The sequence below is a fragment of the Methanocella paludicola SANAE genome, assembly GCF_000011005.1.
Taxonomy (GTDB): Archaea; Halobacteriota; Methanocellia; order Methanocellales; family Methanocellaceae; genus Methanocella; species Methanocella paludicola.
In genome coordinates this window covers 391,271-408,879 of the sequence record NC_013665.1, presented here as the reverse complement: position 1 = coordinate 408,879, position 17,609 = coordinate 391,271, and the positions used below count along the sequence as shown (strand labels likewise).

The following is a 17,609-nucleotide window of genomic DNA, read 5'->3' as shown; positions in this document are numbered from 1 at the left end:
ATAAGCGTGACCTGTTATCAGGGCAACTGCTCCGCAATAGGTGCCGATTTTTTATTAAAAAAAGAGGATATCAGGCCGTTGCTGGCCTGATCATGTGCTTATTCGTCGCTAATGCCGTAGTAGCCCGGGTAAGGGTAACCAGGGTACGGGTAGCCGGGGTAGCTCGGGTACGGGTAGCCAGGATACGGATATCCAGGGTACGGGTAGCCAGGGTAGCCGGGGTTGCCCGGGTCAGGCGTGGGCGTCGGCGTAGGCGTCGGGGTCGGCTGTCCGGGGTACGGGTAGCCAGGATACGGATATCCAGGGTACGGGTAGCCAGGGTAGCCGGGGTTGCCCGGGTTGCCGGGGTTCGGCGACGGGGAGGGAGACGGGCTCGGGCTCGGGGTTGGCGTCGGCGACGGGGTGGTCGGAGGCGTATACTTGCCGTCCAGGTAGTTGATCGCGTTGACGATGCTGATCCTGCCGTAGCCGAAGTTATTGTTCGGGACGCCGGAGCCGAGCTGCTTCGCGGTCTTCTCCATGATGTCCTTGACCTCGGCGGGCGTCAGGTCCGGCTTCTTCTGCAGCAGCAGAATGACGGAGCCCGATACCATGGGGGTGGCCATGGAGGTGCCGCTCATCGACAGGTAGTAGGTGTCGATGGCCTTCTGGTCGTTGGTGCCCGTGGCCCTGCAGGATATGATGTCCTTGCCAGGGGCGCTGACGTCGGGCTTGACGGTGCCGTCCCTGTTGGGGCCCCTGGAGCTGAACGAAGCGATGGCATCGCTCTTGTCGGTGGCGCCGACCGTCAGGGCCGAGGGGGTATCCGCGGGGCAGCCGATGGTCTTCGAGCCAGGGCCGCTGTTGCCTGCCGCGCAGACGACGACCTTGCCGGCTTTTACGGCGTTGTTAACGGCGTCGTCCATGGACTGCGAGTGCTCGTCCGAGCCGAGCGACATCGAGATCACTTTAGCGTCGCTCTTGGCCGCATAGTTCAGGCCGGCGATGATGGCGTCCAGGCTTCCGGAGCCGTCCTTGCCGAGCACCTTGACGCCGATGAACTGGACTTCGGGGGCAACGCCCTTGTACTTGCCGTTCGAGGCGGCGCCGCTGCCGCCGATGATGCCGGCGCAGTGGGTGCCGTGGCCGAAGTCATCGTAGGCGGTGGTCTTGCCTGAAACGTAGTCCTTGAAGTCGACGATCCTGCCCTTGAGGTCGGGATGGGTGCCGTCGATGCCGGTGTCGACGACGGCGACCTTCATGCCCTTGCCGGTGTACCCGAGGTCCCAGACCTGCGGGGCGCCGACGATGGACCTGCCCGTGTCGAGCGTGACGTGGAATACGATGTTCTTCTCGACGTATTTCACGCCCTTGAGAGTGCTCAGCTTCGCGGCCGCGTCGGCGGTCGGGACGTCGATGGCCATGCCGTTGATGAGGTCATACCTGTATTTGACCGTCGCGTTATTCTCGACGGCGAAGGCAGAGACCTGGTCGCTCAGCGCGCCAGCCATGCCCTGGCTGTCATTAAAAACGACAATATAGGTGCCGCTGCTGAGATCCGTGGAGGGCTTAGTCAGCGGTATGCTCGCATTTACCAACAATGCGCTGGCCAGTAGCACGACGCATACTGCAGCGACTAGGAATATTCGTTTTTTAATTGCTTACTCCTCCTTCTCTAGTAAGCCTAGACATAACTCTATAGTATAAATACTTTCCAAATTAGGCATATAAATCACAAATAGAATCTATTATAACTGTAATTCAATTTTTAACTGAAATTAGCTAATGATTAGTAAAATTAGCTATTAATTGATATTTTAGAGTCAATCGAGTACGAAATTGAGCCTTGTTAAGCAGGCTATTAAAAATGTCCCCCTGAAGCAGGGGGATGAACTAAAAATTTAAATAAGCTTATCGGGCTGAGGCGCGTTGGGCTTCGGGACGATGGGCTTGCCCATGAACTTGATGCGTTCCTCGATGAGCGCCTGGCCCCGCGGGGTAACGCCGAATATGGGCACGGAGTCGCCGACCTTGCAGACCGCCTTCTTCGTACCCTCTTCCCGGATGTACTTCGAGGCACAGCCCGTTGCCACGTCCGCGTACTCGAAGACCAGCCTGGCCTCCTCCTTCGGCATGGCGGTGACGTGGACTACGAACGTGTAGACGTTCACGCCGGGGTGCTGCTTTTCGATGTCCCTCATCTGCTTTGCCATGGTGCCGTCGATGATGGAGACGGCGATATTCTTATAGCCCATGGCGATGGCCTTTTTGACTCCGGCCGCCTGGTCGATCTTCGCGGTCTTCGGGTCGAGGACGTTCTTCGCCCCGACCTTTTCTATGAGAGCAGGTATGGGAGTAGTGCTGACGAGGCCTGAGACACGGCCGCCGATGCCCTGGACCATGTCCGGGTCGGTGACGACCAGGGTGCCGCAGCCCTCGCACACCATCACGGCCGCGTCGACCTTCTTCTGGCGGATGGCAGTGCAGATGATCTCGGAGACACCGAACGAGAGGAAGTCCTTCATGGTCAGCACCCGGTCGGGGGTGCACATGCCGAAATCCTTGATCCTGAACTCGATGTTGTTAGCGATGACCTCGCGGTCGAACTTCTTGATGCCCCTGTGCTTGTCGAAGATCGGGCAGTAGCTGATCATGGGCTCGCCGACCTCCACGACCTTGCCATCCCTGACGACTATGCGGGCCTTGCCCAGGCCCTCTATGACGTGTTCATCCATAGTTATCACTCGTTTGCTTTGAATTCTGGGTAATTAACGTATGTTAATCCAGATAAACTTTCGGCCCCGCGTTTGCCGCCGCTACAGATCGTAGTGCGGGGGGCCCGGATGGGCTTTCCTTATAAAGCGAAAATCGAATATCTCCTCTTCCTGTACGGGCCGGGAGATATAGCCCATCCTGCGGAGCACGTCCACGAAACGCATGGTGGAGGCCACGTATTCCGGAGACAGGGCACTGCAATATTTTGGCGAGATGCGGTAGGCTTCCCGCACGAACTCGGGGTCGACGATCTCCGTGAGCCCGGCCACGATCTTCGAGGCTTCGGCGGGCTTTTCCCGGATGAAGTTACAGGCCCTCTCGTGCATCTCCAGGAACTTCATGACAATACCGGGGCTGTCGAAAAGCTCCTCCCTGGCCACGATGCCATAGCTGGGGTTGTTCGGCCAGAGCCGGTGAGGCGGTATCACGATACGGGCTCCTGAGAAGCGGCGTGCGGCCACCGCAAGGGGCGGAGTGCCCGCCGCTGCCGGTATTTCGCCGTCCACCAGGGCGTCGAGCACGAAGTCGGCCCATGGGTAGTTCTTCACCTCGATGCTCAGGCCCAGGCGCTCCACAAGGTCCCGGGCGATGACGTCGTGGATGGAGCCCTTCGGCGGCGTGCCGATGGCGGAGCCCTCGAACTGCTTCAAGACAAGGCCGACATCGCCCAGCTCATCCAGGGTCTTATACTGCTTCTGGGCGAGCATGACTGTGCCCTCCACGTGGCCGCCTGCGATGCACTTGAACGGTATGCCCCTGGCGACCCCGATGATGACCGGCGGCAGGCCTATGTAGCCCATGTCGATCTCCCGGTTTTCGAAAGCCTTCACTATGTCGGGGCCGGAGGCGAATAGCCTCCAGTTCGCCTCGATGCCGGCCTTCCGGAGCCAGTCGGTGCCCTCAAGGATGAAGGACGTGTGGTATACGGTAGAGAGGTGGCCGATGTTCAAAGGCGAGGTCATCTATTAAAAATAACACTTAATAGCTTTTATAGATGTTGAAAAATAAAAAAAGAGTCACTGGCACTCCTCATCGATACAGCCCAGTATCTTGACGCCGTTCTCATCCACGTCGATCTTGATGAGCGTCTGCACGTCGTAGCCCAGCTCCTCGATGGACTTCTTGCCATCGCCCCTCTCGATGACGACGACGATGTCCTTGATGACGGCGCCGGCCTTCTCCAGTGCCTTGATGACGGCCTTCATCGTGCCGCCCGTGCTGATGACGTCGTCGATAATAAGTACACGGTCGCCCTTGTTGATGCCGTTCAGGTACAGCTCACCCCTGGAGTAGCCGGTCGTCTGGTGGACCGCGATCTCCCCGGGAAGCTCGTACTTTCTCTTTCTAATGATGATGAACGGTATGTCGGTCATGGTCGACAGGGCGGCGCCCAGGGGCAGGCCCATGGCCTCGATGGTGACGATCTTATCGACGTCGAGGTCGGCGTTCTTCACCATGCAGGCGATGACCTCCCTCAGGAGCTCGGGCTTCACGACGGGCACGCCGTCCGATATGGGATGAATAAAATAGTTGTATGTGCCCCGCCTCACGATGGGGGCGGTCCTCATTGTCTCTCTCAGATTTTTGAGCATCACACCACGTCCTCCTGGCTGGCGTTTTGCACCTGTTGGTTCGCTATGTATTAAAGGTAACGATTTCCCTGAGACGATGGCTACGATATTTTTTTGAGGTCGGCCATGAACGCCTCGATGACGTCCCTGGTGACGTGGGGCATGACGACCATGCGGAGCGCTTCGGGCCTCGACGTCGTGGAGACGAACCAGCCCATGTCGCAGAGCTTCTTGCGGGTCGACTGCGCATCGGGCAGCTTCGCCGTCACTATGTTCATAATGGGCTCGAGGGCCAGCTCAATGTCCATGTCGACCAGGCTGTCCCGGAGGAACATGGTGTTATCCATGCACTCTGACACGACCCGGCGGTAGCCGTCCATCCCCAGGTGGCGCATGACCGCATAGGTCGCCGCAGCGGAGGCGCCGGTGCGGGTGCCGGCAAGGGACGACTGGACCTGGGAAGTAAGGTACTGGGCGCTGATCTCAAGCGACTTCATGTGGCGCTCGTCCCGGTAAAGCAGCCCTCCGGAGGGTATCGTGCTCATGCCCATCTTGTGGGGGTCGATGGCGATGGACATGACGCCGGGGAGCTCGAAGTCGAACCTGTACTTCGACGGGTCTTTCATGAACGGTATGACGAAGCCGCCGAAGGCGGCGTCGACGTGTAAAAAGATGTTCTCATCGAGCGCCAGCTTACTGATGGCCGGTATGGGGTCGACCTGCCCGAACTCCGTGGTGCCGGCGACGGCCACGAGGGCGATGGTGTTTTTATCGACGAGGCCGGCCATGGCGTCCATGTCGGCTTTCATTTCGTCGTCAAGCGGTGTGCGCCGGAGGGATACGCCCAGCATCTGGGCCGCCTTATCAAACGAATAATGTGCGGACTCGGGCAGCACGATGTTGGCCTTGCCCGGGTCGACGTGTTTTAACTGACGGGCCGTACGAAGGGCCTGAATATTGCTCTCGGTGCCCCCGGTAGTGATATAGCCCACGGCGGATGGCAAATGCAAAAGCTCGCCCAGCATGCCGATACAGGCATGCTCGAGCGAGGCCGTACCCGGAAAAAGCCTGGGGTCGCCCAGGTTAGAGACGATGAACTCTTTATGGGCTTTAATGGCGATGGGATGCGGGGTCGTGCACATGGAGCTGAGCACGCGCTCGTACGGGACGTTCCTCGCACAGGCGCCCTTTAGCTCCCGTATTATCGTATCTTCGTCGACCCCATGCTCCCTCAAAATTTACACCACTCGTTTCCTGGCCGCGTCCAGGATGATCTCGTGCTCGGTCCTGGCGACCATCTCCCTGACAGCCTCGACGGCGTCGATGTTGGCGGAGATGCTGGTGATGCCCATGCCGACCAGCCGCCTTGCGACCTCGGGCCTGCTGCCCGCCTGGCCGCAGATGGACGTCTTCACGCCGGCCTTGTTGCACCGCTCGATCACGTACTCGATGAGCTTGAGCACCGCCGGGTGCAGCTCGTTATAGAGGTCGGCGACCAGCTCGTTATTCCGGTCCACGGCCAGCGTGTACTGGGTCAGGTCGTTCGTGCCGAACGATACGAAATCGATGCCCTCCTTAATAAAGTCATCGATGATGAGGGCGGACGCGGGTATCTCGACCATGATGCCGACGTCGACCTTCTCGATGTCGATGCCACACTCCAGCATCATCTGCTTCGCCCTCTTAAGCTCGACGGGGTGCTGCACCAGCGGGAGCATGATGCCGATGTTATCATAGCCCAGGTCGAAGAGCTTCTTGAAGGCCGCCATCTCCAGCTTGAAGTGCTCCGTCTCGCGGAGGTCTCTGCGGATGCCTCTCATGCCGAGCATCGGGTTGTGCTCGTACGGCTCGCCCTCGCCGCCCTTCATGGCCCGGAACTCGTCCGTCGGGGCGTCCAGCGTCCTTACCCAGACCGGCTTCGGGTAGAAGGCGTCGGCCACGGTGCGGATGCCCTTTACGAGCTCGTTCACGTACTCGTCCGAGCGGCCGCCCTTGATGTAGACCTGCGGGTGGGTGTTCAGGCCCAGGATCATGTGCTCGATCCGTAATAAGCCCACGCCGTCCGCCATCGTCGCCTTCGCCCTCTCGGCCGCCTCGGGGATGGACACGTTGACCTTCACTTCGGTGGCCGTGATGGGCTTCGTGGCCACAGCGACCGCCGTCACTTTAGCTTCCTCGGATGGCTTTTCCTCCGTTGTCTTCAGGGCGCCGAGCAGCACGTGGCCCTTCTGGCCGTCGACGGTGACCATCTGGCCGTCCTTCAGCAGCCTTGTGGCCTCTCTCGTGCCTACGACCGCAGGCGTGCCGAGCTCCCTCGAGACGATGGCCGCGTGGCAGGTCATGCCGCCCTCGTCCGTGACGATGGCCGCGGAGCGCTTCATGGCGGGCACCATGTCGGGCTCGGTCATCTTCGTGACCAGGATATCGCCCTCGAGCACCTTGTCCAGCTCGTCCCTGCCGTGGATGATCTTCACGGTGCCGCTTACTACGCCGGGCGATGCTCCCAGGCCCTCCAGGATGACCTCGCCGGAAGCCAGGCCTTCCTTGGCCTCGCGCTTCTGGATGGTCGTGATGGGCCTGGACTGCAGTAAGTATAATTCGCCGTCCTTGACCGCCCACTCGATGTCCTGGGGCTTGCCATAGTGGTCCAGCACGATCTGGCCCAGCTTTGCCAGCTTCACGATGACGTCGTCGGGAAGCACCTGGACGTTCTTCTTCGCCTCGGGCACGGCGATCTGCTTGCTCTTCCGGCTCTTCTTGTCCCTTGTTATCATGGTCTGCTTCGTGGCGATCTTCTTCTGCCTGATCTCGAAGGTCTTGTTATCGACGAGATAGGTATCCGGCGACACGGCGCCAGAGACCACCGACTCGCCCAGGCCCCACGCGGCCTCGATGATGGTGACGTCCTCGCCCGTGGTCATGTGGTTGGTGAACATGACGCCCGCTTCCTCGGCGTCGACCATCTTCTGCACCACGACGGCGATGCTTACCTGCTCGTGGGGGAACTTTTGCTCAACACGATAATAGATGGCCCTGGCTCCGTAGAGCGACGCCCAGCACTTCTGGACATCCCTGACCAGGTCGTCCGCGCCCTTGACGTTCAGGAACGTCTCCTGCTGGCCGGCAAAGCTCGCCTCGGGCAGATCCTCGGCGGTCGCGCTGGACCGGGCGGCCACGTAGACTTCCTCGCCCTCGCGCTTGCATAGGGTAGCATAATAATCGCGTATCGCCTTCTCGATGTTCTTCGGCATCGGCGTATCCATTATCAGCTTCTTCGCGTCAGCGGAGGCCCTGTCGAGCGCCTTCGGGTCGTCGACGTTGACCTCGAGCATCTTGAACAGCCGGTCCATGATGCCCGTCACCTCGATGAACTCCCTGAACGCCTGCGCCGTCACCACGAATCCCCGGGGTACCGGGAGCTCGGCGTTGATCATCTCGCCCAGGCTGGCGCCCTTGCCGCCAACGATGGGAATATCAGAATTACGGACATCTTCTAACCATACGACCAGCCTGTTCGACGGCCTTACGGCCTCTTTGGATACTGATTTAGTCTTCGCTGCCACGATCATCTCTCCAGATATCGTATCGCTTTCTTGCGTTTCCTGTCATAGTTCTTGACGGCCGTATCCACGATGGATACGACATAGTCCCGGGGCACCCCGAGCTCGGCCCCGATGCGGATAAAATAGAGGTATTCGACGGCCCGGTTCATCGACCTGTACGATCTAACGGCTTCCATCAGCGTCGCAATGCCCGAGAAGGTGTGGATGAACGAGAGCGTGGGCGTGACCTTGCCGTGCTCTATGCGGGAGATCGTCTCTCTCCGCAGCCGCATGATCCGGCTCAGCTCCTCCTGTGTGAGGTCCATCTTTCCCCGGTGTATCTGGATGATCGTGCCCCTGTCCTGCGCGTTGACTATCTCGCCCGCGATGATCTTGGCATTATCGAACATCCATTCCGGCGCATACATTAATAGAAACCTTCCGTGAGAATAGAAGCATGTTACGTGTGATGTAACATTTCTATTTGAGCAAAATTAGGCTTCGAATATATATAACCGTTATGTGACGTTACACGTCACATTATCAAAATTAGTTAGGGTTCCGGGCTGGACAGGCGGCACTGCCCAAACCAGCCCGGGGCTTGTTCCATCCTTCCTCAAACCCACACTGATCTGCTACACAGGTCTTACGTATGCTACTTTCTATCGAAGAAAGGCGCGGTCATAACCCCATGCCTTGTAAAACATCACGATAGGCGGCGAGATGCTTCGGGTGCATGAGGTCACAGATGAACATTAAACTCTTAGATTTATAAATATTGACACAATAAAATAAATGTTAGCTGCCTTCGGCAGACATTTTTAGCATAATCGCCCAATACAGCCTTGTTATCTATTAAAATGAAAAGGATTGGCGCCCATACGCCAATCATGCTTATATGCTTCCGACGAACTTGGGGCGCTTCGCCAGGCTCTCCGCGATGGGCAGAGGCCTCGCGGGGAGCGCGTCCGTGTCCTTTGCCAGCCGGGCCTTTAGCTCCTCGACGGTCATCTCGACCTTGAGAGGCTTGTTAGGCTGGGACTCACTACGGACCACGACGGGGAACTTGTCCTTGCCTATTTCGGCGTCGCCGATCGTGACCACGTAGGGTATCCACTCCTTGCCCGCGTCCCTGACCTTCTTGCTCACGGTCTCCTCGCGGTCGTCGATGTCCACCCTGTTCGGCCTTAATTCCCCGGCGAGCCTGCGGCAGTAGTCGGCATGCCTGTCGCTCAGCGATATGATCCGCACCTGCGTGGGCGAGAGCCACACCGGGAGCATGGGCACCTGGCCCTTCTCGCTCTCCATGAACTGTTTCTCTAACTGGGCATAGATGCAGCGCTCGATGGCCCCGGAGGGCGAGCAGTGCAATATCGTCGGGTACTTCTTCGAGCCGTCCTGGTCGACGTACGTGATGTCGTACCGCTCGGCGTTCTCCACGTCGATCTGGACGGTGGAGAGCGCGCTGGCCTTGTCCAGCGAGTCGATGAAGTTGAACTCGAACTTGAGGACGAAGTAGAAGAACCGCTGGTCCCACATCTCGATGACCACGGGCTTGCCGGCCCGCTTTACGAGGCCTTTGATGAAGCCCTTGTTCTGGTCGTAGAAGTCCCGGGTGAATCGAATGGCCACCTCGTAGTCCTTAAGGGTGAGGCCGATCGTGTCCAGGGTGTTGATGCACATCTCGTACTGGTCCCTGAACTCGCTTGTCGCTCCGGCCATGTCGGCGCACAGTGTGTGCATGTCAGGCATGGTGAAGGCCCGCAGGCGCCTCAGGCCGACGAGCTCTCCGCGCTGCTCCTTACGGAAGGAGTACCTCGTGAGCTCGATCATCTTTAACGGTAAGTTCTTGTAGGAGATGGTCATGTCGTGGCTCATCAAGAACTGGCCGAAGCAGGCGGCGAACCTTAAGAAGAGGTTCTTCTTGTCGGCGATGACCGTGTACTGCCTGGCCGGGAACCGGTCCAGGTACTTCTTCAAGGTGGGGTGCTCCATGTCGTACATGATGGGCGTCTCGACTTCCATGGCGCCCTTCTTCGCGGCCTCCATGAGCACGTAATTCTCTAAAAGGTTCTTGACCATGCGGCCTTTCGGGTAGAAGCGCATGTTGCCGGGATCGCTCCCAGGCTCATAATCGGCCAGCTCCAGGCGGCGCATTAATTCTACGTGCGGGGGCACCCGGTCGACGGCCCGCTTCTTGGCCATCTCGTAGTCCACGAAGGCCTTGAGCTTCTCGTGGCCCTTGTAGTCGAACGTCTTCGGGTCCTTCAGGGTGCCGTCGACGTCCATCACGTAGAAGTAGCTCTTGAGCTTTTCCTCGTTCTTGACCGCCTCGGAGACCACCTCGGGCTTCTCGCCCGCGCAGATGTTGATCGTAGAGCCTTCGGGCACGATGTTCCTCGAAAGCTCGGAGAGCGGGTGGCCCTTGCACTTGACGGTGAACGCCTTGTACCAGCCGAAGGGAGAGCGCTTTACTTCAAAGTTCTTTGCCTTCAGCGCCGCCTCGAGCCCGGTCAGGACCTCGATGGCCGTTTTCGGGGATGAAAGGTTAGAGCTTAAATGAGCGTAAGGGTAGAGCATGACGCGGGTCGCCTTGACCTGCTCCGCCATCTTTACGATGGACTCGACGCCCCTGTCGATGACGTATTGCGGGTTGGCCTCGTCGGGCTTTTCGACCGTGATGAAGGCCGCCAGCGCGTCCTCCATCCTGCCCGACTTCAGGTCGTCGCCGATCTTCTCCGCGACCGGCGTGCTTTTCTTGACCTCGTACTCGATGAAGTCGGAATGTATGAGTAATAACTGCATTCTTCCACCTTGATGGTAGTAGATAAACAACATATACAGTTATAAAAGTTGGGGTTAAGGGTGCCTCATAACGTGAATATCCAAAGACTTAAGAGTATTGAGCATCCATAGTCACAACACTACCGCTGTCAAGGTGGAATTTACAATGAAGGTCCTCATAACCGATCCCATTTCCGACGAAGGCATCAAGATACTTAAGGCCGAGCCCGGCGTCCAGGTGGACGTTGAGACGAAGCTCACGAAGGAACAGCTTTTAGAGAAGATCAAGGGCTACGAAGCTCTAATTATCAGAAGCGAGACGCAGGTCACTAAAGAGGTCATCGAGGCTGCGGACTCTTTGAAGATCATCGGCCGCGCCGGCGTCGGCATCGACAATGTCGATGTTCCCGCTGCCACGGCAAAGGGCATCATCGTCGCCAATGCTCCCGAGGGCAACACGATAGCTGCCTGTGAGCACACCATCGCCATGATGTTCGCCATGTCCCGCAACATCCCGCAGGCGAACTCGTCGCTCAAGGGCGGCAAGTGGGAGCGCAGCAAGTTCATGGGCGTCGAGGTGCTTGGCAAGACGCTCGGCATCATCGGCATGGGCCGCATCGGCGGCGAAGTGACGAAGAGGGCCAGGTGCATGGGCATGGAAGTGCTCGCGCAGGACCCGTTCACCACCCCCGAGAGGGCGAGGGACCTGGGCGCGAAGCTGACGACCCGGGAAGAGATCTACCAGAAGGCCGATTATATCACGGTCCACACGCCCCTCATACCCGAGACCAGGCACATGATATCCACGCCCCAGTTCGACATGATGAAGAAGGGCGTCCGGGTCATTAATTGCGCCCGCGGCGGCATCATCGACGAGGCCGCTTTATTGGAGGCGCTGAAGTCGGGCAAGGTCGCCGGAGCGGCTCTCGACGTGTTCGAGAAGGAGCCGCCCGTGGGCAGCCCGCTGCTGGAGCAGCCCAACGTCATCGTTACTCCTCACCTGGGAGCGTCCACCAAGGAGGCCCAGATCAGCGTTGCCGTCATCATCGCCGAGCAGGTGCTGAACGCATTCAAGGGCCTGCCGGTCACCACGGCGCTCAACATACCCATCATGAAGCCCGAGACCATGGAGAAGATCAAGCCGTTCCTGCCGCTGGCCGAGAATTTAGGAAAGTTCACGGCCCAGATGGTCGACGGCCGCATCCAGGAGGTCGACATCACCTACAGCGGCGACATCACGCAGAAGGACGTGTCGCTCATCACCATCGCCGCCATCAAGGGCATCCTGGACTTCAAGAAGGGCGAGCTGGTCAATTACGTTAACGCCAAGGCGATCGCCAAGGACTATGGCATCAAGGTCGTGGAGTCCAAGTCGGGCGAGGTAGGCGACTACACGAACCTGATCACCGTCACGATCAAGACCGACAGCATGCAGCGGAAGGTCCAGGGCACCATCTTCGGCAACAAGGACGCCCGCATCGTTGGCATCGACAACTATCGCATCGAGGCCAACCCCGCCGGATACATGATCGTGACCATGCACAAGGACAGGCCGGGCGTGATCGGTAACGTCGGCACCATCCTGGGCAAGAACGACATCAACATCGCCGGGATGGTCGTGGGCCGCGAGGCCGTACGGGGCGAGGCCATCATGATCCTTAACGTGGACGATGCAGTGCCCCAGCCCGTGTTGAAGGAAATGATCGAGAAGGCCGGGCTGTACGACGCCCGCTACGTCAAACTATAATACGGGGCTTATCCCCCCCCTTTTTTATTATCGTCCTCTCTGTACCTCCTACGTTTAGAAAGGCTTATATAGTTTAAAATGTTATGTATTTTTAACATTAAGTTGTTTAATTATAACATATTGTGAGCACGAAATAACAAAGGAGATAAAATGAGCGATAAAAATAAACCGGCTGATCCATGGCTTTACAGGGTCAGCCTGTGGCTCGGCTCGGCGGCCCTGGTCATCGCGGGCATCGTATTGATCATCTGGAAATCGATGGACGATGTGCTCGCCATCGTGGTGCTGAGCGGTATACTGGTCCTGCTGTCGAATTTTTTCGCCTACATCGGCATGGAGAAGCCCCTGAAGGACGAGCGAGTGAAAAAGATCGGCACGATCTCCGCGACGTACTCGTGGTTCATTACCCTCGCGTTCATGGGCTTCCTGCTGATATCGGGCTACTGGAGCCATCGCGTGTTTACGCCGGAGGAACTGTTCGGGTTGATCTTCGTGGTAATGCTCCTCAGCATGCTTGTTATCAACGCATACCTCGGCGGCAAGGCGGATGTCGAATAGGAAAAGGGTGATAGTATGAGTATAGTTACGGATGAGACGCGCCTGGGCATCGTGAAGCTCAGCATGTGGCTGGGATATCTGGTCATGATCGGCCTGGGGCTGGCCCTGGCCGTGTTCGAGTGGAGCGACGGGAACGCGACGCTGGCCATGATATTCTGCGTGGTCATCTTTACAGGGAACTTCTTCGGGTACCTTGGAATGGAGAAGGGCTCGCAGGACGAGAGGGCCAGGAAGATCGGCACCTACGCGGCTACCTATTCCTGGTTCATCACGCTGGTGGCGATGTGCTTCCTGTTCATCTGGGACGTGGCCTTTAACATGCATATGAGCGTGGCTCGTTTCCTGGGCATCACGTTGCTCGTCATGGTGGTGTCGATGATGCTCATCAACGTCTATAAGGCGCATAGGGGGGACGTGGAATGAATACCTCCTTCTACAAGTATGTACTCTGGCTGAGCTCGGCCGTCGTGTTCGTATCGCTGGGCTGGATGTTCTTCCTGAACCGCATCGACCTCATCGCGCTGGTATTATTCGCCGTCGGCATTGTCCTGGTCGTTGGCACGCTCTCGCGTTATAACCAGTGCAATAGCCCTGAGGATGAGCGCATGCGGAAAGTGGCCGCCTTCTCCATGATGAACTCCTGGGTGTCGGGCGTCACGCTCCTGGCCATGCTGCTGGTCATGCAGTACTTAAACTGGTGGCGCTATGTGCTGAGCGGCCTTCAGGTCATATGCCTGACCATCGCAGTGCTGCTGTTGACCTATTACGGGTGGTATATCTACTACTCGTCCAGAGGGGACATAGCATAGGAGTGGGATCGTATGGTCCAGGATCCGGTAAAGAATTATAACCTAACCATGCTGATCGGCATCTTCGAGCTGCTGATGCTGGCGGCCATACTCATCATGCGGAGCAGCGCGAACTTTCCCGAGTACGATGCGATCGCCCTGGTGGCGGCCATCGGCCTGATCACGTTCGGCGGTAACCTGTTCTATTTCTTAGGCATGCGGAAGCCCGTGCTGGACGAGCGCACAAGGAAGATCGGCACGATCGCCATGACCTACTCGTGGTACGCCACGATGATCGCCATCTGCATACTGGTCATGATCTACTATGCCTCGCCCTTCAGGGTGATGCTGGATGCCGGGCAAATATTCGGCATAATATTATTCGTCATGGTCGTGAGCATGGTGGCGTTTATTGTCTATTTTAACGCCAAGGGAGACGTCGAATGAGGACGCGCATCAAGGAGTTCCGGGCCCGCTATAACCTGACGCAGGAGGACCTGGCGAACCTCGTGGGCGTGCGCCGGGAGACCATCGTGTTCCTCGAGAAGGGCAAGTATAACCCGTCGCTAAAGCTGGCCCACGACGTGGCGAATGCCCTGCACTCCTCGATCGACGAGCTGTTCCTCTTCGACGAGGCGGAGGCCGATATCGTGGAGGAGCGATGAAGCCCGTCAGTGTCGAGGACGTGAACCGGCTCGTCCTGCGCAAGCAGCATTTATCGGATGATTCCAGGGCCGAACGCCTTGTGGAGATGGTATGGGATATCGGCGGCCTCCACGCGACCAGCGCCATCGGGCCGTACATATCCGCGTTCTTGAGGTGTAAGGATTTCCGCAGGGAAGACCTGGACCGGGAGCTTTACGTCAATAAAAGCCTTGGGCAGCTGCGCTGTATGCGGTTCACGATGTACATCCAGCCGACGGGCGCGTTCGCGATGTACCATTCGGCGATGAAGCGCACCTTTGAGACGGGCTACCTGAGCCGGCTGAAGCGCGTCGCCATGCCCGAAAAAGAGTACGAGCGCCTGGAGAGATCCATCCTCGCGCTGCTCCGGGATGGGGGTAAGACGGCGGCCGAAATAAAAAAAGCTCTGGGGGTCGACACGAGCCTGTTCCAGGTCCTGAACGCCATGTGCGATACCGGGCTGCTGGCAAAGGGCATGCCGAAGGGGAGCTGGAAGAGCAACCTGCATACATACCACCTGTTCGGCGACTATTATCCCGATGTCGACCTGGAGATGGAAGAAAAATTGGCGACCGCTTCGCTGGCCCTTCACTACCTGAAGGCCTTCGGCCCGGCAACAGAGGCGGACATCGCGTGGTGGACAGGCCTGAGAAGGTCGGATATCAGGGAAGCTATTGAGAGCCTGGAGGCGCGGACGGATCGCATCGACGTTTCGGGGCTCGGGAATGACATGATCGTCGATTACGTCGACATAAGGTCGATACAAGGCGCCAGGGCCCCGAAGAAGCCCGCAGTGCGCCTGCTGCCGTCGCTCGACCCATACCTGATGGGCTACAAGGACAGGGACCGGTATCTGGACAAGAAGCATTACGGCTGCGTATACGACCGCTCGGGCAACGCAACGACATGTATAATGGTCGACGGCAGGATCGCCGGGGTCTGGGACATCGATGAAAAGGCGATCGGAGTGTATCTTTTCGAAGAAGCCCCGGAGAGCGTTCTTCGAGAGATAAGGCGGCAGGCGGAGGAGATGAGCGTCTTCCTGCTTGGAAAGCCTTTACCCATCAAAGAATGTAGCTCGATGGTGCCGCTATCTGACAGGCCGCCAGGAGCCGTCATGACGCCGCTCAAAGGTCAGATTTAAGCTTTCAACGGCCTAATTACACGTTCAATACGCGAGGCATCCACATGTCAGTAACACCAAGGGATAAGGCGGTCTTCGAGGCCGGGATCAAGCTCGGGGCCCTCTACCACCAGTTCGTCGGCTCGCCGATCAGCCTGAAGACGGTCGACAGCCTGGAAAAGGCCATAGCTCAGAGCATATCGGTCCAGCCCTTCGTCAGGAGCATCACGGTGCAGATCGACAGGGAAATGGTAAAACAGAATTTAAGCGCTTTTGGCTACACCGAGCTAAAGGGCCCGATGCTCACGGTGGATGCGGTAATAAAGTATGAGAATTACGAAGTGTCAGTCGGGATGGCCCTGAAGGACGGGTACCCGCTGATGCATGTTAAAGACGTTAAGGAGGTTTAATTATGAAGTTCGTGGAAAGAGTAATGGGCATGTTCACGAAGCCCGGGGAGACAATCAAGGACATTCTTAAGGAGCCGAGGACGGAGGAGCCGCTGGTCATCGTCGGCGTCTTTGCGCTCTTGGTCATGATATCGGGCTACATCTCGGCGGGCAGCCTTGGAGGCGGAAGCATGACCATCCTATCGCTACTGATCAGCGTGGTCGTCGTGCTCATCGGCTGGCCGATCGCCACGGGAGTGGTACACGTCATGGCCTTATTCCTCGGCGGACAGGGAAAATATAATCCCGAGATGCTGAACGCCATCGGGTACACGTACATCGTAAAGTACATACCGATGCTCATCAGCATGGCCATCCTGTTCTTCGTGCCCGCGATGAATACGGCCGCATTTCAGGTCACTCCGACCATGTCCCAGGACCAGATCATGGACGCCATGAGGCAGATGGTCACAGAGATGGAGCGCTATTACACGAACCCGCTCTTCATACTGAGCCAGGTCGTCATGTACCTGGGCCTGCTATGGTCCTGCTACCTGGGCTCGATCGCGGTCCAGCACGGGGATAATGTTTCCCGGACGTCCTCGCTCATCGCGGTCTTTGTGCCGGCTATATTCTACATTGTGCTGAGCGTGGGGATGACTTTCGGCAGCTTAATTTTAATGAGAACGCTCTACGGGCTGTAAGCCCGTACCTCTTTTTTACGCAAAATTAATTGACCTATAAGGCGCATGTACCATACATGGCCGATGTAGCTTCTACCCCGGAATTGCGAAAAAGGCTCTTCGATATTAAAAGGGATCATTCTCACGACGAGGCCGTCATACTCATCGAGGCCATGCTGAAGGAGGAGTACTCCCGGCTGGAGCCCATCATAAAAAAGGAGCGCGAGGCGTACCTGAGAATGGACGTGGACGACGCCGGGCAGCAGAACGATATCGCGGACCTTCGATTGTCAGCGGTGGAGGCTTACCAGCCCTCGTACATTATCGAGAACTTCCTGGCCGACATGAAGGTGGACATTCTGCCGCTCCTGCCGAAGTACGAGGGCAGGTTCGAGGTCTCGTCCCGGGGGGGCGATATATGGACGCTGTCGGTGGCAAGCCTGAAGGAGAACGCCATGCGCACGCTGGGCGGCCACTGCAACGTGGTCGGGGACGTCATCGTGCTGGAGCGCCTATTGTATGATCACGCCTACCTTGCGGCCGTGATGAAGCTCACCGACGACTACGAGCCCGGCAAGCCGTCATATGTCGAGTTCGACTTCTACACGGTCGTCTTCGACGAGGAAGTTCAGGCCCTGGTCAAGGTGCCCCTGGACGCAAAATAAGTCATACTTTTACGAGCACGTCGTCGCCCTCGATCTTGACCTCGTAGGTCACGAGCGGGTCGTTCTGCGTCGACAAGGGCTTCCCGGTTGTGACGTCGAACTTCGAGCTGTGCTCGGGGCAGGTGATGATGCCGTTCTCGATACTGCCGTTCGAGAGCCGGACTCCCATGTGGGGGCATTCGTCCTTGAACGCATAATACTTGCCATCGATGTTCGCGACGGTGATGTTGGCGCTTACGGCCGATACATAGACGGACTTCATCTTCCCCGGCGTAACGTCGTTTTTCCTGACAAGCTTCGTGAACTCAGCCATACATGAAA

The 17,609-nt window shown here is 57.9% G+C and carries 19 protein-coding genes; 10 read left to right on the top strand and 9 right to left on the bottom strand.

Translation table 11 applies throughout. The features are described from left to right. Positions 1-98 precede the first annotated feature (98 nt). The 8 genes from MCP_RS02060 to MCP_RS02025 form a co-directional block, all read right to left on the bottom strand. Entirely contained in the window at positions 99-1,598 is a 1,500-nt protein-coding gene (locus MCP_RS02060; RefSeq protein ID WP_012899155.1) for a S8 family serine peptidase, read from the bottom strand. A 282-nt stretch (positions 1,599-1,880) separates the two neighbouring features. Then, on the bottom strand, positions 1,881-2,714 hold the full coding sequence (locus MCP_RS02055) for a methanogenesis marker 8 protein (RefSeq protein WP_128566966.1): 834 nt from the start codon (positions 2,712-2,714) through the stop codon (positions 1,881-1,883). A gap of 81 nt (positions 2,715-2,795) precedes the next feature. Next, positions 2,796-3,716, bottom strand: a complete 921-nt coding sequence (locus MCP_RS02050) for an ABC transporter substrate-binding protein (RefSeq protein ID WP_012899153.1) — start codon at positions 3,714-3,716, stop codon at positions 2,796-2,798. Between the two features lie 54 nt (positions 3,717-3,770). Then, positions 3,771-4,346 (bottom strand): hypoxanthine/guanine phosphoribosyltransferase, encoded by a 576-nt coding sequence (hpt, locus tag MCP_RS02045; protein ID WP_012899152.1) that lies wholly within the window; start codon positions 4,344-4,346, stop codon positions 3,771-3,773. 80 nt (positions 4,347-4,426) lie between these two features. Continuing rightward, positions 4,427-5,560, bottom strand: a complete 1,134-nt coding sequence (mfnA, locus tag MCP_RS02040; protein ID WP_012899151.1) for a tyrosine decarboxylase MfnA — start codon at positions 5,558-5,560, stop codon at positions 4,427-4,429. 3 nt (positions 5,561-5,563) lie between these two features. Beyond that, the gene (gene ppsA, locus MCP_RS02035) at positions 5,564-7,894 is read right to left on the bottom strand and encodes a phosphoenolpyruvate synthase (protein WP_012899150.1); all 2,331 of its coding nucleotides are present in this window, start codon (positions 7,892-7,894) and stop codon (positions 5,564-5,566) included. Then, complete coding sequence (locus MCP_RS02030) at positions 7,891-8,295, bottom strand: helix-turn-helix domain-containing protein (RefSeq protein WP_012899149.1); 405 nt, start codon at positions 8,293-8,295, stop codon at positions 7,891-7,893. The genes ppsA and MCP_RS02030 overlap by 4 nt, the downstream gene beginning before the upstream one ends. A gap of 466 nt (positions 8,296-8,761) precedes the next feature. Further along, entirely contained in the window at positions 8,762-10,672 is a 1,911-nt protein-coding gene (locus MCP_RS02025; protein ID WP_012899148.1) for a threonine--tRNA ligase, read from the bottom strand. Between the two features lie 145 nt (positions 10,673-10,817). On the opposite strand from MCP_RS02025, the gene serA reads away from it, so the two are divergent. The 10 genes from serA (at position 10,818) to MCP_RS01975 (ending at position 17,288) form a co-directional block, all read left to right on the top strand. Beyond that, the gene (serA, locus tag MCP_RS02020) at positions 10,818-12,398 is read left to right on the top strand and encodes a phosphoglycerate dehydrogenase (protein ID WP_012899147.1); all 1,581 of its coding nucleotides are present in this window, start codon (positions 10,818-10,820) and stop codon (positions 12,396-12,398) included. A 150-nt stretch (positions 12,399-12,548) separates the two neighbouring features. Beyond that, complete coding sequence (locus tag MCP_RS02015; protein WP_012899146.1) at positions 12,549-12,956, top strand: hypothetical protein; 408 nt, start codon at positions 12,549-12,551, stop codon at positions 12,954-12,956. Between the two features lie 15 nt (positions 12,957-12,971). Then, on the top strand, positions 12,972-13,379 hold the full coding sequence (locus MCP_RS02010) for a DUF2178 domain-containing protein (protein ID WP_012899145.1): 408 nt from the start codon (positions 12,972-12,974) through the stop codon (positions 13,377-13,379). Then, on the top strand, positions 13,376-13,765 hold the full coding sequence (locus MCP_RS02005; RefSeq protein WP_012899144.1) for a hypothetical protein: 390 nt from the start codon (positions 13,376-13,378) through the stop codon (positions 13,763-13,765). The genes MCP_RS02010 and MCP_RS02005 overlap by 4 nt, the downstream gene beginning before the upstream one ends. Positions 13,766-13,777: 12 nt before the next feature. Beyond that, a complete protein-coding gene (locus tag MCP_RS02000; RefSeq protein WP_012899143.1) occupies positions 13,778-14,191 on the top strand; it encodes a hypothetical protein in 414 nt (137 codons plus the stop codon). Then, a complete protein-coding gene (locus MCP_RS01995) occupies positions 14,188-14,409 on the top strand; it encodes a helix-turn-helix transcriptional regulator (protein WP_012899142.1) in 222 nt (73 codons plus the stop codon). The genes MCP_RS02000 and MCP_RS01995 overlap by 4 nt, the downstream gene beginning before the upstream one ends. After that, entirely contained in the window at positions 14,406-15,572 is a 1,167-nt protein-coding gene (locus tag MCP_RS01990; RefSeq protein WP_012899141.1) for a winged helix DNA-binding domain-containing protein, read from the top strand. Before MCP_RS01995 ends, MCP_RS01990 begins: the two co-directional genes overlap by 4 nt. A 44-nt stretch (positions 15,573-15,616) precedes the next feature. Then, positions 15,617-15,961 (top strand): dihydroneopterin aldolase family protein, encoded by a 345-nt coding sequence (locus MCP_RS01985; RefSeq protein ID WP_012899140.1) that lies wholly within the window; start codon positions 15,617-15,619, stop codon positions 15,959-15,961. A gap of 2 nt (positions 15,962-15,963) precedes the next feature. After that, on the top strand, positions 15,964-16,644 hold the full coding sequence (locus MCP_RS01980) for a Yip1 family protein (protein ID WP_012899139.1): 681 nt from the start codon (positions 15,964-15,966) through the stop codon (positions 16,642-16,644). 56 nt (positions 16,645-16,700) lie between these two features. Beyond that, on the top strand, positions 16,701-17,288 hold the full coding sequence (locus tag MCP_RS01975) for a hypothetical protein (RefSeq protein WP_012899138.1): 588 nt from the start codon (positions 16,701-16,703) through the stop codon (positions 17,286-17,288). 1 nt (position 17,289) lies between these two features. Here the strand turns inward: MCP_RS01975 and MCP_RS01970 are convergent, their stop codons facing one another. Further along, complete coding sequence (locus MCP_RS01970; protein ID WP_012899137.1) at positions 17,290-17,601, bottom strand: Rieske (2Fe-2S) protein; 312 nt, start codon at positions 17,599-17,601, stop codon at positions 17,290-17,292. Positions 17,602-17,609 lie beyond the last annotated feature (8 nt).